This is a genomic window from Amycolatopsis deserti (assembly GCF_014653945.1).
GTDB classification, from domain to species: domain Bacteria; phylum Actinomycetota; class Actinomycetes; order Mycobacteriales; family Pseudonocardiaceae; genus Amycolatopsis_E; species Amycolatopsis_E deserti.
In genome coordinates this window covers 268,235-282,387 of record NZ_BNAU01000003.1, presented here as the reverse complement: position 1 = coordinate 282,387, position 14,153 = coordinate 268,235, and the positions used below count along the sequence as shown (strand labels likewise).

Sequence of the window (14,153 nt, the reverse complement as noted above, 5' to 3'; positions counted from 1 at the left end):
CCTCCTCGCGGAATAACCCAGGCCCCGGCGGCGTTTGGCCGGGTCGTGCAGGTCGAGATCTGGTCCGATGTCGTGTGCCCGTGGTGCTACCTCGGCAAGCGGCGCTTCGAGAGCGCGGTGGCCGCGTTCGAGCACCGTGACCAGGTCGAGGTGACCTTCCGGTCCTTCGAACTGGACCCGGGCGCGCCGCGTGAGCCGCAGCCGAAGGCGCCGCTCATCGCCGCGAAGTACGGGATCAGCGAGGCGGAGTTCGCCGCCAACGAGGAGCGCCTGACGCGGCTCGCCGCGGCCGAGGGCCTGGAGTACCACCTCGACGGCGGGGTCATCGGCAACACCTTCGACGCCCACCGCGTGCTGCAGCTCGCCCGCGAGCGCGGACGGCAGGAGGTCGTCGCCGAGCGGTTGTTCCGCGCCTACTTCACCGAGCAGCGTTCGGTTTTCGACGAGGATTCGCTCGTCGAGCTGGCTGCCGAATCCGGTTTGGACGGTGACGAGGTCCGGCGGGTGCTCAAGGACGGCACCTACGCCGAGGAGGTCCGCGCCGACATCGACGAGGCCCGCGCGCTCGGCGCCAACGGCGTGCCGTTCTTCGTCTTCGACCGCCGCTACGGGGTCTCCGGCGCCCAGTCCACCGAGACCTTCGCGGCCGCGCTGGACAAGGCCTATCAGGACGCCGGCCCCTTGCCGAAGTAGATCTTGCACACGCCGCCGTCGTAGTCCGCCGCCAGTTCGAGGACGTTGCGCCCACTGTCCACGGGCAACAGAGACGAGCTGTAGTTCGGGCAGAAGTTGTTGTAGGCGCCGGGAACGTGTACTGGCGCGGGCAGCTCGTACCAGTTGCCCGCCCCGAAGTTGTCGTTGGCGAGCAGCACCTGGCCGTTGGACGGCAGCGGGCGCCCGGCGCTGTCGGTGTAGATCTGGCCGACCATCAGCAACCGGACCCCGTTCGGTCCGCCGGGGAAGACCGTGACGGTCTGGGCGTGCTGGAAGTAGTTGCCGTTCGCCGTCACCACCCGGGTGCCGGGGTCGGCGGGGTCACCGTAGTTCGCGCCGTCCGGGGAGATCCGGAAGTACGGATCGCAGTACCGCTTGCCGTAGTTGCAGATCTCGTAGCCGAAGTAGTAGCGGCCGTCGGGCAGTTTCCGCACGATCGGCATGCCGGGACGGACGCGGTCGGGTGAGATCGCGACCGTGCTCTGCTTGGTGCCCCAGGTGACGCCGTCGGTGGACGCGACCCGGTTGAGCACCTGGCTGTGCCGGGGCGCTTCGGTTTCGTCGGCGTAGTGCATCCACAGCGTCCCACCGGAGTCCACTGTGAACTCCGGCTCGAACACACCGTCGTGGTTGTGCGAACGGGCAGCCTCGGACAGGAAACTCCAGTTCCGGCCACCGTCCGAACTGGACCAGATCCGGATCGACATGCGACGGTCGGCGCCGCCGTTCTGCCCGTAGGACGCGGCCCACAGCAGCGTTCCGGCGCGCAGCCTGCCGACGCGTTGCGGCAGTTCGTAGATGCTGCCGCAGCACTCGCCGCGCGCGCCCTCCGGATCGCGGATCTCGCCGATCTGGCGGAAGGACGCGCCCTCGTCGGTGCTCTCGTAGATCCGCGCGAACGCGCCACTGCCGTCCCAGCTGTTCACCGACGCGACGATCCGCCCCCGCCGGAACGGCGCATGCTCCAGGCGGATGACCCGCGGGTACGCGCCCACGCCCAGCTCGGTGCGCTGCGCCGCCTGCGCTGGGACGGTCATCGCGGCCGTCGTGACCAGCAGCGTCAGCATCAGCACGGCTATCCGGCGCATCCGTCACCCCTCACTCTCAGCAGCGGAATTAGACCACAGGGTGACGGTTGTCGGCCTGATCTCGTGGGCAAAAGGTCACGTTGTAGCGCAATACCACGTTGGAATCAACCTCTTGCTGGATCGTTGAACGATCCTCTACGTTCGAGAACCAGTGGCACAAGCCACAGTTCACGACGAAGGAGAGGCAAATCCCGTGGAAAACCTGGCTCCCGAGGACTTCGACCTGGACCTCCGCATCGCGACTCCGACCCAGGACGGGGACCTGCTGACGAACAAGTCCGGGTTCAGCGACATCTGCGACACCCTGTGGCCGTCCTGCTGACCTGACTTCCGGGTGGCGGGTCCGCGGGGGCCCGCCACCCGTCCAGCCGGGAGGCGAACCGATGTTCACGTGTGCCGGCCCGGCCCTGCTGCGGGCCGCGGTGCGACCCCGCGTCTGGGGGCCGATCCCGCCGCTGGAGGACCTCGCGGCGGACGAAACGCTGGTGGAAGCGGTCGAGGCGGCCAGCCCGAGCCTGGCTCGCGACGTCCTCCGCGTGGTGCGCGGCGAACCGGTCAAGGACAAGGTCCGCCGGCGCGGCGCGCTCGCCCTCGCCAAGTACCACCTGCGCATGACCAGCCGCCCGACGCCGTTCGGACTCTTCGCCGGGGTCGCGCCCGTGCGACTGGGCGCCGACCCCGAGCTGCGGTTCGGCGATCGCCACCGTCCGACCAGTCGGACAGACGCCGAGTGGCTGGACGGGGTCCTGGGTCGGCTGCGGACCGATCCCGTGGTCCTGACCAGGACGATCCTGGTCGCCAACAACGTCAGCGTCCTCCGCGGCGACCGTCTGGTGCTGCCCGAGCGGTACGAGGGTGCACGTCGTCGTGAAGCCTCGATCCGGTTCACGCCGCTCGTGCGGGCCGTCCGCGAAATGACGGTCACGCCGGTGGCTTGGCCGGACCTGGTCGAGCAGCTCTGCCGGCGGTTCCGTCGCACCGGTTTCGAAGGCGTCCTGCGGCAGCTCGTCGAGGTCGGGGTGCTGCTCACCGACCTGGATCCGCCGCCGGACTGCGCCGACCCGCTCGCCCACGTGCTCGACCGCGTGCCGGCGGAACATCCGATGCACGCGGAGTTGAGCGCGATCCTGCGGGAGTTGCGGGCCGCCGACGTGGCCGGTGAGGACCGGCGGTCCCGTCTGCGGGCGGTCGCGACCCGGATGCGTGCGTTGCACGACGTGGATGACGTGATCCAGACCGATCTGCGACTGGACGTCTCCGCGACGTTGCCAGCCGCGCTGGGGGTGGAAGCCGCTCGCGCCGCGGAGGCGTTGTGGCGCCTGGGGAGTACCGCCGGACCGTCCTGGTTGGACGGATATCGCAAGCGCTTTCTGGAGCGGTACGGCAGCGACCGGCTGGTGCCGGTGCTGGAACTGCTCGACGACACCCGCGGCATGGGGCTGCCCGATTTCACGCAACGGCCGGACCGGCCGGGGCAGCGGGGTTTGATCGAGATCCTGCTGGCCGCGGTGCGGGAAGGTCGGGACGAGATCGAACTCGACGATCCGCTGATCGACCTGCTCGCCGAGGACCCGCCGTCGCGCCGCCCGGTGTCGATGGAGCTGTGCGCGGAGGTTCTCGCCCCCAGCTGGGACGCGTTGTGCGCGGGCGAGTTCCGCCTGGTCATCGGCGAGAACCTCGGGTCGCCGCAGGCGGGATCGACTGTCGCGCGGTTCGCGCACCTCATGCCCGAACTCGACGCCGAACTGACGGCGCTGGTCCGCGACGGTGCCCCGGCCGGTGCGGCGCAGGTCGCGTGCCGGCCGCGGACGACGCGCTCGGCGAACGTCGCGTCGGTGCCGCAGCGGCTCCCGATGCGCATCCCGGTGAGTTGTGGTCCATCTGTCGGCGACGTCACCGACCTGGCGCTGGACGATCTCGCGGTCGGCGCGACGCAGGACGAGCTGTACCTCGTCGACCTGGCGTCCGGGCGGCGCGTGGTGCCGGTGTCCGGGTCGATGCTGAACCCGCGCAGCGGACACGTTCCGCCGGTCGCGCGGTTCCTGCTGGAGCTGGGGGAGCAGGAGAACCCGTCGTGTCTGCCATGGCGCTGGGGCGATTTGTCGACCGCCCCGATGCTGCCCCGGGTCCGGTACGGCCGGACCGTGCTCGCACCGGCGCGATGGCTGCCCAGCCGGGAGATGCTCGATCCCTCGTCCGACTGGCCGGACGCCGTCCGAAACTGGCGGGACCGCTGGGACGTGCCCAGGTGGGTGCAGCTGACCAGCTCGGACAACCGGATCGCGATCGACCTCGACGACCCCGGGCACCTGGCGGTGTTCCGCGCGGAGCTGCGGAAGACGCCGCGGCTGGTGGTGCAGGAGGTCCTGTCGCGGGGCGACGGCTGGCTCGACGGGCACGCGTGCGAGGTCGTGTTCCAATTGCTGGGGGAGCGTCCCGCCGCGCGGCCCGTTCCGGCCACCCGGACCCGGTCCGACGCGCTGCAGCTCCCGGGCGGGGACTGGTTGTACGCCAAGCTCTACGCGGGGGACGCCGCCCAGCGCCAGATCCTCCAGTCGCGGCTCAGCGAGCTGGTCGCCGGGGTGGAGGACTGGCACTTCGTCCGATATGCCGATCCCGATCCGCATCTCCGGATCCGGTTCGCCGGGAAGCCGGACGTGTTGTGGACGACGCTGTTGCCGCGTCTGCACGCGTGGGCGGCCGGGCTCCGGGCGGAGGGGCTGCTGTCCCGGCTGGTGCTGGACAGCTACGACCCGGAGGTCGAGCGGTACGGCGGTCCGGACGCGATCGCCGGGGCCGAGCGGGTGTTCCACGCGGATTCGCTGGTCGCGCTCGCGATGCTCGACCGGGACTCGGACGACCTCGCGGCGCTGAGCGTGCTGGACCTCGTCCGGCATTTCGGACAGCCTCCGGAGATCCTGGACTGGCTCGCGGCGTCCGTGCCCCTCGACCTGCGGCGGAGTGTGGCCCGCGACCGCCGGGAGGCATTCGCGGCGGCGATCGATGCCACCGGTCGTCCGTCACTGGACCAACCGTGGAGGCAGCGGAGCCGAGCGGTTGTGGAGTACTTGAGGCGCGTGGCGCCGGAGCAGCACGGCCGGGTCGCGCTGAGCTTGGCGCACATGCACTGCAACCGCCTGTTCGGGATCGACCGGGCGCGGGAGCAGGAGGTGTACGCGTTGGTGCACGGCGGGCTGGCGCTGCGCATGGACCGGGGGAGGCACGGCCGGTGACTGTCGAAACGACGCGGCGGGCGCGGGTGTGGGAGATCGCGCTGGAGGTGGGCGGCCGTTTGCGGGCGGTGCGGTGGCGTGGGTCCAGTTTGCTGGAGGCGCAGCCGGGGCTGCGCATGGATCGTGGGAGGCACGGCCGGTGACGACTGTCGAGACCACGCGGCGCGCACGGGCGAAGGACATCGCGCTCGAGGTAGGCAACCGGCTGCGCTCGGTGCGGGGGCGCGGACCCCGTCTGCTGGACGGCCACCCGGGGATCGCCGTCCTGCACGCGGCACTGTCCGCCTGGGACCCGGCGTGGGCCGCGGTGGCACATGCGCACCTGGCGGCGTCGGGTGAGGTCGCCCCGGAGGCGACGGTGCCCGCGGCACTGGTGCACCGGGCCGTGCACGGCGGCGGTTACGACGGCCTGCTGCGCAAAGCCGGCTCGGCGCTCGCCGACGTGTGCGAGTCGTGGCCCCGCGCTGATCGGCTCGCCGTGTCGGACTACGACGTGATCAGCGGGCTCGCCGGCAAGGGCCGTCTGCTGCTCGCCCTGGGCGGCGACCGGTGCCTGTCCGCGCTGGAGGTCGTGCTGGCGCGTCTGGTGGAGTTGACCCGGCCGGTCCTCGTGGAGGGGCACGAGGTGCCCGGGTGGTGGTGCGCGCCGGACCGGTATGCGGTCGAGGTGGATCGCGAGCGCTACCCGCGGGGCGATTTCAACGCCGGCCTGGCGCACGGCATCAGTGGTCCGCTCGTGCTGTTGTCGCTGGCCCACCGGCACGGCCACCGGGTCGACGGCATGACCGACGCGATGCGCGTGATCGCCGACTGGTTGTTGCGGTGGTCGTGGACGGACGAGTCCGGGGTGAGCTGGCCGTCACGCGTCGGCTTCGACGCGCAGGTGCGGGGGTCGGCGGCGCCGCCGTCGCGGTCGGCGTGGTGCTACGGGACGGCCGGGGTGGCGTACGCGCTGCACGTGGCCGCGGCCGAGCTGGGCGACGCGGGTCTCGCCGGCCTGGCGGCCGCCGCCATGCGCGGGCCGGGCCCGGCGGAGGGCCCGACCGTGTGCCATGGCGACGCCGGGTTGCTGCAGATCAGCGTGCGGATGGGCCGCCCGTCCGACCGGATCGCCGACCGGGTCCTTGCCGCATTCGACCCGTCGTCCCCGTTCGGTTTCCGGCACCGCCTGCACACCGGTGAGTGGACCGACAACGCCGGCCTGCTGCAGGGCGCCGCCGGAGTCGCACTGGCGCTGTCGAGCTACGCCGGCAACCCCGCCCCCTGGGACGCCGCGCTGCTGCTGACCTGACGGTCAGCGGTAGTTGGTGAACTGCAGCGCGATGCCGAAGTCCTTGTCCTTCAGCAGGGCGATGACGTCCTGCAGGTGGTCCTTCTTCTTGCCGGAGACGCGGAGCTGGTCGCCCTGGATCTGGGCCTGGACGCCCTTGGGGCCCTCGTCGCGGATCGCCTTGGCGATCTGCTTGGCCTTGTCGGCGGCGATGCCCTGGAGGATCTTGCCGTTGACCTTGTAGATCTTGCCGGACACGGCGGGCTCGTCGGCCTCGAACGCCTTCAGCGAGATGCCCCGCTTGATCAGCTTCTCCTTGAACACCTCGACCGCGGCCTTGGCGCGCTCCTCGGTGTCGGCCTCGATCGTCACGGCCTCTTCGCCGGCCCAGGAGACCTTGGCGTTGACGCCGCGGAAGTCGAAGCGGGTGGAAAGCTCCTTGGCCGCCTGGTTGAGGGCGTTGTCGACCTCCTGCCGGTCGACCTTGCTCACCACGTCGAATGACGGATCCGCCACGTGTCCTACCTCGTCGTTTCGCTTGTCGGCTGCCCACACCATAGCGCCGCCCCCACCCCCGTCGGAGGCCCGCCGGAGGGTTGGTAAGCTAGTCCCCGGCCGGGACGCCCGGCCATGGCGGGTTGCCCGAGCGGCCAAAGGGATCTGACTGTAAATCAGACGGCACTGCCTTCAGAGGTTCGAATCCTCTACCCGCCACACCTCCGGGAAAGCCCCGTTGACCTGCGCGAACAGGTCGACGGGGCTTTCCCCGTATGTGCGGTGGTGAGCAGTGCTGGGCCGTGTGTGACGGGTGCCCGCGGCAAAGACGCGGCAACGGCTCAGCGGCCCTCCAGGGCCCTCTGGACGCGGTCCCGGGCGGCCTGCTCGCCCCCATCGAGGCACTTCGCGTAGACCCGCAGGAGCACCGACAGGCTGTGCCCGGCCCACTTGGCGACCCTGGTGGCCTCGACACCGCCGTTGAGCCAGGTCGACACAGCGGCGTGCCGGAGGTCATAGGGTCGCTTGCCCAGCGGCCCGGCGAGCACTTCTTCACCGCAGCTCGGCGAGGCCGGGCACGAGCTTGCCCTTTTCGACCTTGGACACCCAGGACTGCGTCGTGTTGAGCAGGTCAGCGGCTTCCTGCTGGGTGAGGTTGTGGTGCTGCCGGTACCAGCGGATGACCTCGCCGGCGTCGGACCCGTCGGGGGGCGCGGCGACCGCTTGTGCCACGTGGAGCCACCTTCCAGTCTTCCCAGTATCGGTCATGTCGCGGTTATCCCAGTCGAGTCGATAGTTTGAGGCACCTGAAGATACTCAAAGGCCCTGCGCGTAGGCGCCTTCTGACGATACACTCTATTCGAGTGGCGCTCGACGAAGGATGAGGATTTAGAGTGACTAGCAACGTTCCGCTGGACGGCACCGGTTCTGGAAACTTCAGCATCCCGGAACTTGTGCAGTACGCCGGCGAAGGCAGCATTCGGGTCCCCACTTTCCAGCGACAGTTCGCATGGACCTCGAAAGACATACGAACGTTATTTGACAGTATTTATCGAGGATTTCCTGTTGGTACCCTACTGCTGTGGCGCCAATTTGCTGAGGCTGGGACAGTAACTTTAGGTCCGATCACTTTTGACGTACCGCAAAACCCCAACGCCTATTGGGTAGTCGACGGCCAACAGCGGATCACGTCACTTTTCGTCGCGCTATCCACGAAGTATCGGACCGAGGATGAGCGCTTTGAGGTCTTTTTCGACCTTGAAACGCAGAAATTTATTCCGCCTCGACGGGGGTCAGTCCCGCCTAGAGCAATCCCCGTGCGCGAAGCTCTGGAAACCCGTACCCTACTCCAATGGCTTCGAAACCACGCCGATGAACTCGCTCCTGAAGACTTCGACACCGCCGACCGTTTGGGTGGCGCTCTCCGCGACTACCGGATTCCCGCGTACATCGTTTCAGGAAATAACCAGGAACTGCTACGCGAAGTTTTTGATCGCGTCAACTCTGCGGGTAAGCCGATCAGTAGAGCGCAGGTCTTCCATGCGTTGTTCGCCGGCGTAGAAGAGCCCGGAAGTCCGGCATCGGTGGTAGCCGCCATTGAGAAATTGGGTTTCGGGACACTGGACGAGGGGCGAGTGGTTCAAAGCTTGTTGGCTTTGAGAGGCGGCGACGTTCAACGGGATATCCGCGACGAGTTTGGTGACGGTGATCGTCCGGCCGACTGGTTCGATGCGACCGAGGTCGCGCTTACGCGCGCCATTGAGTTTCTACGAAGTGAGGGTGTAGCGCATCAGTTATTGATGCCCAATACCCTTCCACTTCCTGTTTTGGCGGTCTTCTTCCACCTTCACCCGGACCCCGAGCCATGGAATAGGCGACTCTTAGCGCGTTGGCTCTGGCGAGGTTGGGTTCATGGGTTTGGTCGAGAAGGCGGCCAAACGCCAGTCTTGCGTCGGGCGATTAGGTCGGTTAATCCCGAACTTCATGATCCAACACAAGCTCCGTCCGAATACTCGGCGGTCAAAGCGCTTTTGGATTTCACTCCGGACCGAGAAGTTCCATATCTACCGATGGACAATTTTAATACTAAGGCCGCGAATACTCGACTAATTGCTTTAGCGCTCGCTTCCCTTGAGCCTCTCGACGCCGATCGAAGTAAGATCGATCTTGGGCTGGAGTTCGGGCGTTACGGAACAGACGCGGTTACCCGTTTTACGCCTAGGAGTCGATCCTTGGCGGCTAATCGTGGGTTCTGGCGTGTCGACTCCGAGAGCATTCGAGCCGTTGGCGATTCGGAGGTGCTCGCTAGTCATCTCATTGATGCCGATTCTCGGAAGGCGTTGGTTTCGTCTGACTTCGATTCGTTCATCAAGATCAGGCAGAAGGCGCTAGAGAATCTGGTTCGACGCTTTTTGGATAGTAGGCTAGAGCCCGGATCTCGAATCAGACCTCCGCTGCGTCAACTAGCCTTTGAGGACGACCTGTGACTATCAAGGATGGTCAGGCGTTGCTGATTCAACTGCAGCGTCCTGGCGGTGAATGGGTTGATGTAGGACTCCTCAAGAACAATTTCTCTAACAACTGGTTTGAGTTTGTTCCGGGCTATTGGGAGCAAGAGAGTCGTCCAGTGCTCGGCCAGGTATTTGAGGAGCATGGGCGAGATTGGCGTCCGAACGCACATGTGGCCCTTCCTCGGTGGTTTTCGCATCTTCTTCCAGAGGGGCGATTGCGAAGTGCCGTTTCGGAAGCTGCACACGTAAATAGTGTGAGAGAATTCGAGTTACTCCGTAGGCTCGGTCCAACCGATCTGCAGGGGGCTATCAGGGCGATTGCAGCGGTAGCGGACGGTTTGAGTTACGAAGTGCCGTCATTGATTCCGGAAGATAGTGTCGACGACGAAAACCCGCTTTTGAAGTTCAGCCTTGCCGGTGCTCAGTTGAAGTATTCTGTGTTTGCTGACGGGCGTGGTTTAACCATACCGGCGAAAGGAGTGGCGGGCAACGTTATTGCGAAACTTCCTGACGGTCGCCCCGGGTTCGATGGTGTTCCGGAGGCTGAGCTCGGCGCCCTAGAGTTGGCGCGCGCCGCCGGAATCAATACTTCTGAAGCTGAACTCGTCCGATTGCAGCAAATTGAGAACCTTGAGAAATGGGTGGAATGGGTTGGTGATCGCCCGGTCCTGGCAGTGAAACGCTTTGATCGAAGTGAGGGCGGCCTCAGGGTTCACATGGAGGAGCTGGCGCAGGTTCTGGATATCCCAACCGCTCGCGACGGTGCTAAGTACACGTCGAACTTCGAAACTGTGGCGCAGTATGTTGCTGGGTTGGCTGGCGTTGATGCGGTGGCTGCCGTGATAGATCGACTCGTGCTCAATGTTCTTGTTGGCAACGGTGATGCGCATCTCAAGAACTGGGCGTTTCAGTACCTAGATGGAAAAAACCCATCACTGAGCCCACTTTACGACGTTCTGCCGACTGTATTGTACGTTGCGAATGATGACATGGGTCTAAAGCTAAACAAGAGTAGGAGTTTCACATCTGTGAGCGTTCGCAGCTTTGATCAGTTGGGGCGGCGAACGGGTTTCGGGGTCGCTGAAGCTCGTGAGCAGGCGCGCTCTGCCGTTGAACGGGTCCGTTCGAACTGGAGTGGTCTCTCCGAGTATCTGACACATGAGAACTATCGGCGGTTGACGGTTCGCCTCAACGAACTGCCGTTGGCTCAGTTGGCTGAGTAGCGGTGGCTGTCGCCGGTAACCGCGATGTCACGTCGTGGTTTGTTGCTGGCGTCTGGCAATGACGCGGCAATGGGTTCAAAGATTCATGAAGACCTGCCGGTCAGAGCCGGTCTGTCCGGCACTCTGTAAATCAGACGGCACTGCCTTCAGAGGTTCGAATCCTCTACCCGCCACACCTCCGGGAAAGCCCCGTTGACCTGCGCGAACAGGTCGGCGGGGCTTTCCCCGTATGTGCGGTGGTGAGCAGTGCTGACAACGACTCAGCGGCCCCTTGCCGGGCCGGACAGCTTCCGGACCCTCGACGGCAGGGTGTGTCCGGGACGAGATCGATCCGTTGGGCCGTCACCATCTGGGGGGTGCCGGGTATGGAGGGCTTCGAACCGCGGTGGTTGTCCGGCTTCGCTGCGGTTCGCCGGGAGCATGGTCCTCGGCTCGCCGCGCTGGTCGGGCGGCGGCTGACGGCGGGGTGGCTCGCTTGGGAGCGGGACTCCGACTGCTGGTGGAACGACGCGCCGGTCGTGTTCGACTTCGGTGGGGAGCAGGTCGAGATCAGCCATCGGAAATTCGATGAACTGTCGATCACCTGGAACTCGATCCAGGTGACACGTCTGCTGACCGATTCGATGTTCCACATCAGCTGGTGCAATGATGTGTGCCACCGGTTGACCGCGTTGCACGGACAGGTCCTGTCGTCGGTGGCCCTGCTGGAATGGCAGGGCGCGCAGCGTGACCTGGGCACAGGTGCGGTCGCTGTGCATCTCGTCTTCGCCTCGGGTGGTTCCGTCACGGTTGCGAATGCCTTGGACGAGAACGAGTTGGACTTCAGCGCCCCGGGCCCGCACTGGCGTCCGCACCGGCTCTCGCGAGGCTCGTAGGGGCGGAAATCCTGCGACGGCCATCGCCGGTTTCCGCTAGGTTCGGGCCATGGTCGTGCTCGCTGTGGGGAATCCGGTTCAGCCTGATCTTTCCGAGCTCGCGCTCGGGCTTGTCGCATTTCTCGTGCTGCTGGTCCTGCTCGCGAAGGTCGCCGTGCCGCGGTTCGAGGCCTTGTTCGAGAAGCGGGCGGAGAAGATCGAGGGCGGGATCGAGAAGGCGGAGCAGGCGCAGGCGGCGGCCGCGGAGGCGCTTGGCCGCTACCGGGCCCAGCTCGCGGAGGCGCGTGCCGAGGCGGCGCGGATCCGGGAGGAAGCCCGCGCGGAGGGCGAGCGGGTGCGCGCCGAACTGCGGGCGGAGGCACAGGACGAGGCCCGGCGCCTGATCGCCGAGGGTGAGGCCGACCTGACCGAGCAGCGGGGCCGCATCATCGCCGAGATGCGCCCCGAACTGCGGCGGCTCGCGGTGGAGCTGGCCGAGCGGATCGTGGGCGAACCACTGGCCGACGAGGCCCAGCGGCGCGGCACGGTGGACCGGTTCCTGACCGAGTTGGAGCGGCGGTAGAGGTGGCTGTCGGCGTTACGGGGTTTGCCGGCGTGGTGGAAGTGCCGGTCGCCGGCTAGGGCTCGGGGGGCCATGCCGCGGTGCGACAACAGGTGGATCCGACACGTCGGAGCGGTGCCTGATGGCCCAACCACCAGGCACCGCGCCGACGGTTACCGGTTCTGTGCCGATTCCTTGGTCTCCCGCGCCGCCGACTTCGTTTCCTCCGCCACTGTCGCCGCGGCGTCGCTCGTCGTGGACTTCATCGCCTCGGCCGCTTCCTGCGCTGGTTCGCGCAGGTTTTCCGTCATGTCGCGCGCCACCGAGCCCACTTGGCCGGCCATGCCCTGCGCCGACTCCTTGACCTGCCCGGCCAGCTCCCGCTCCGGGCGGCTCGCCGGGATCAGCGACGACACAAGCCACCCGGCGCCGAACGCGATCAGGCCCGCCGCCAGCGGGTTGCCCTCCGTCTGACGGCGCACCATCCGCGGCGCGTCCTGGACCTGCCCGGCCACCGACGAAGCCGTCGAGGAAGCGCTGTCCGCCGCCTCGTGCATGCGGTCCGTCGCGGTCTGCACGCCGCTGGAAGCGCTTCCCATGACCCGCTCCTTCATGTTCTGCGCCAAGCCGCGCGCGCGGTGCACCCGCCGGTGCACGATGCGGCTGGGCGTGACCTTTTCGGCGAGCGCGTCCACGTCGCTGCCCAGATTCCGTTGCGTGCCTTCGATCTCCTGGCGAAGGCGGTCCGGGTCCGTGCTCACGTCGTCCTCCTCAACTGGTCGGGCATCTGCTTCAGGCTGTCCACGGTCCGCTCGGGCACCGGTTCCACCCGGCGCATCCGGCCGCGCCCCAGGACGTACAACACGGCCGCGATCACGGCCCACACCCCGGCCACGATCAGCGCCGCCCAGCCCTGGTCCATCACGTTCGACAGCGCCCACCACAACGCGATCGACAGGAACAACATCACCATGTAGCCGCCGAAACCGGCGCCGCCGAGCATGCCGGCGCCCTTGCCCGCCTGCTTGGCCTCGGCCTTCATCTCCGTCTTCGCCAACTCCAGTTCCTGCCGCATCAGCGTCGACAGGTCCTGCGAGATGTTGCTCATCAGCTGTCCCACCGACGCGTCGGCGACGTCCGGCCGTTGTCCGGGTGGTTGTGAGTAGGTCATGAGGGGTCCGCCCGGTGCTGTCCGCTGTACTCACCCGATGCCGGACCGGCGTACGTGCCTTCCGCCGGGTAGCCGGTCGCCGGTGTGTCCGCCGGCGAGCGCGGCTGGGGCGCGCTGCCGCCCTGCTGGCTCATGGATGCCGCGACGCCTCTGGTCAGCCGGCCCGCGAGCAGGCCCGCGACTGTCGCGCCGGCGAGGAACAGGCCGGGCTTGCGCCGCGCGAAGTCACGCACCTCGCCGACCAGATCGCCCGGCTCGCGGGAATCGAGCCACGACGCCACCTTCTTCGCCCGCTGGGCGACCTCGCGGACGACGTCCTGCGCGACCCCGGACTCCGAACTGTCCGACATCCGGCCCAGCTGATCCGCGATCGAGAGCAGATTTCCGGCCGCCATCTGCTGGCTTTTCCGCGCCTGCTCACGCAATTGATCAGTGCCCTGTTCGGTCAGATTCCGCGCCTGCCGCTGCGCCTCCGACGCGACCTCCCGTGCCTGATCCGCTGCCGTTCCGGCCACTTGGCCGGCCGATTCCGTGGCTTGATCACGCACGGCCTGCGGCGCCGAACTGCTGGTTTGCTGGCTCATCCGTCCTCCTTCAAATCCGGTTTCGCGCGGCTACCCGGGCCAATTCCCGGTAAACGAGGAAAAGGATTCCCCTTCTCGGCGGAAAGGGGAAAAAGAATCTCCCGCTGGGGACTGCTGGCGAGGCGATGGTGGCAGACCACCGGGGATCTGCGAACATGAAGCCTTTGCGCGCCAGGCTGTGAGCGAGGAGCGAGGCATGCGGTGGCACCGGTCTCGTCGGCTGGTCCTGAAGGAGTACGACTGCGTCGAGCGGTTCGCCGCGAACGCCGCCGAGCATCCTTCGGAGGAGGTACGAGCTGCCGGGATCGAGGCGATCATGCACGCGGGCTGGCCGCGCTTCGCCGAACTGCTCAGGGCCATGGCCGAGCGGGATCCCAGCCGGAGCATCAGAAAGCTGGCGAAGCGCAACGCCTCGGTATTGGAGGCCAGAATTCCAGCTGCACCATAGA

15 protein-coding genes, 1 tRNA gene and 1 pseudogene are annotated in these 14,153 nt (G+C 67.0%); 10 read left to right on the top strand and 7 right to left on the bottom strand.

The annotated features are described in order from the left end of the window. Nucleotides 1-45 precede the first annotated feature (45 nt). The gene (locus IE290_RS16030; RefSeq protein ID WP_191245371.1) at nucleotides 46-693 is read left to right on the top strand and encodes a DsbA family oxidoreductase; all 648 of its coding nucleotides are present in this window, start codon (nucleotides 46-48) and stop codon (nucleotides 691-693) included. On the opposite strand, the gene IE290_RS16025 is transcribed toward IE290_RS16030, so the two are convergent. Beyond that, nucleotides 666-1,802 (bottom strand): sialidase family protein, encoded by a 1,137-nt coding sequence (locus IE290_RS16025; RefSeq protein ID WP_191245370.1) that lies wholly within the window; start codon nucleotides 1,800-1,802, stop codon nucleotides 666-668. The two genes, IE290_RS16030 and IE290_RS16025, sit on opposite strands and share 28 nt — an antisense overlap. Nucleotides 1,803-1,995: 193 nt before the next feature. On the opposite strand from IE290_RS16025, the gene IE290_RS38240 reads away from it, so the two are divergent. The 3 genes from IE290_RS38240 (at nucleotide 1,996) to IE290_RS16015 (ending at nucleotide 6,326) form a co-directional block, all read left to right on the top strand. After that, on the top strand, nucleotides 1,996-2,124 hold the full coding sequence (locus IE290_RS38240) for a hypothetical protein (RefSeq protein WP_268246354.1): 129 nt from the start codon (nucleotides 1,996-1,998) through the stop codon (nucleotides 2,122-2,124). 61 nt (nucleotides 2,125-2,185) lie between these two features. Beyond that, on the top strand, nucleotides 2,186-5,035 hold the full coding sequence (locus IE290_RS16020) for a lantibiotic dehydratase (protein ID WP_191245369.1): 2,850 nt from the start codon (nucleotides 2,186-2,188) through the stop codon (nucleotides 5,033-5,035). Between the two features lie 139 nt (nucleotides 5,036-5,174). Further along, nucleotides 5,175-6,326, top strand: a complete 1,152-nt coding sequence (locus tag IE290_RS16015; protein ID WP_191245368.1) for a lanthionine synthetase C family protein — start codon at nucleotides 5,175-5,177, stop codon at nucleotides 6,324-6,326. Between the two features lie 3 nt (nucleotides 6,327-6,329). Here IE290_RS16015 and IE290_RS16010 read toward each other — a convergent pair whose 3' ends face one another. Then, nucleotides 6,330-6,821 (bottom strand): YajQ family cyclic di-GMP-binding protein, encoded by a 492-nt coding sequence (locus tag IE290_RS16010; RefSeq protein ID WP_191245367.1) that lies wholly within the window; start codon nucleotides 6,819-6,821, stop codon nucleotides 6,330-6,332. A 116-nt stretch (nucleotides 6,822-6,937) separates the two neighbouring features. Here IE290_RS16010 and IE290_RS16005 point away from each other — a divergent pair. Continuing rightward, nucleotides 6,938-7,019, top strand: a tRNA-Tyr gene (locus IE290_RS16005). Nucleotides 7,020-7,141: 122 nt separating this feature from the next. On the opposite strand, the pseudogene IE290_RS16000 reads toward IE290_RS16005, so the two are convergent. Continuing rightward, a pseudogene (locus IE290_RS16000) lies at nucleotides 7,142-7,351 on the bottom strand (tyrosine-type recombinase/integrase); the annotation flags it as partial. A gap of 1 nt (nucleotide 7,352) precedes the next feature. Further along, nucleotides 7,353-7,532 carry a helix-turn-helix domain-containing protein gene (locus IE290_RS15995; protein WP_229874524.1) on the bottom strand — a complete coding sequence of 60 codons (180 nt, stop codon included), beginning with the start codon at nucleotides 7,530-7,532 and terminating at the stop codon, nucleotides 7,353-7,355. 161 nt (nucleotides 7,533-7,693) lie between these two features. Here IE290_RS15995 and IE290_RS15990 point away from each other — a divergent pair, with 161 nt between their 5' ends. From IE290_RS15990 to IE290_RS15975, 4 genes are all read left to right on the top strand, one after another. Then, entirely contained in the window at nucleotides 7,694-9,286 is a 1,593-nt protein-coding gene (locus IE290_RS15990) for a DUF262 domain-containing protein (RefSeq protein WP_191245365.1), read from the top strand. Beyond that, the gene (locus IE290_RS15985) at nucleotides 9,283-10,533 is read left to right on the top strand and encodes a type II toxin-antitoxin system HipA family toxin (RefSeq protein WP_191245364.1); all 1,251 of its coding nucleotides are present in this window, start codon (nucleotides 9,283-9,285) and stop codon (nucleotides 10,531-10,533) included. The genes IE290_RS15990 and IE290_RS15985 overlap by 4 nt, the downstream gene beginning before the upstream one ends. Nucleotides 10,534-10,898: 365 nt before the next feature. Next, nucleotides 10,899-11,408 (top strand): hypothetical protein, encoded by a 510-nt coding sequence (locus tag IE290_RS15980; RefSeq protein ID WP_191245363.1) that lies wholly within the window; start codon nucleotides 10,899-10,901, stop codon nucleotides 11,406-11,408. A gap of 49 nt (nucleotides 11,409-11,457) precedes the next feature. Then, nucleotides 11,458-11,970, top strand: a complete 513-nt coding sequence (locus IE290_RS15975; RefSeq protein WP_191245362.1) for a F0F1 ATP synthase subunit B — start codon at nucleotides 11,458-11,460, stop codon at nucleotides 11,968-11,970. A gap of 152 nt (nucleotides 11,971-12,122) precedes the next feature. Here the strand turns inward: IE290_RS15975 and IE290_RS15970 are convergent, their stop codons facing one another. The 3 genes from IE290_RS15970 to IE290_RS15960 are packed head-to-tail and all read right to left on the bottom strand — an operon-like array spanning nucleotide 12,123 to nucleotide 13,704. Further along, entirely contained in the window at nucleotides 12,123-12,710 is a 588-nt protein-coding gene (locus tag IE290_RS15970; protein ID WP_191245361.1) for a DUF3618 domain-containing protein, read from the bottom strand. Then, complete coding sequence (locus IE290_RS15965; RefSeq protein WP_191245360.1) at nucleotides 12,707-13,120, bottom strand: phage holin family protein; 414 nt, start codon at nucleotides 13,118-13,120, stop codon at nucleotides 12,707-12,709. The genes IE290_RS15970 and IE290_RS15965 overlap by 4 nt, the downstream gene beginning before the upstream one ends. Then, nucleotides 13,117-13,704 (bottom strand): hypothetical protein, encoded by a 588-nt coding sequence (locus IE290_RS15960; RefSeq protein WP_191245359.1) that lies wholly within the window; start codon nucleotides 13,702-13,704, stop codon nucleotides 13,117-13,119. The genes IE290_RS15965 and IE290_RS15960 overlap by 4 nt, the downstream gene beginning before the upstream one ends. Before the next feature lie 196 nt (nucleotides 13,705-13,900). Between IE290_RS15960 and IE290_RS15955 the strand changes: the two genes are divergently transcribed. Then, nucleotides 13,901-14,152, top strand: a complete 252-nt coding sequence (locus tag IE290_RS15955) for a hypothetical protein (RefSeq protein ID WP_191245358.1) — start codon at nucleotides 13,901-13,903, stop codon at nucleotides 14,150-14,152. The last annotated feature ends 1 nt before the right edge of the window (nucleotide 14,153 follow it).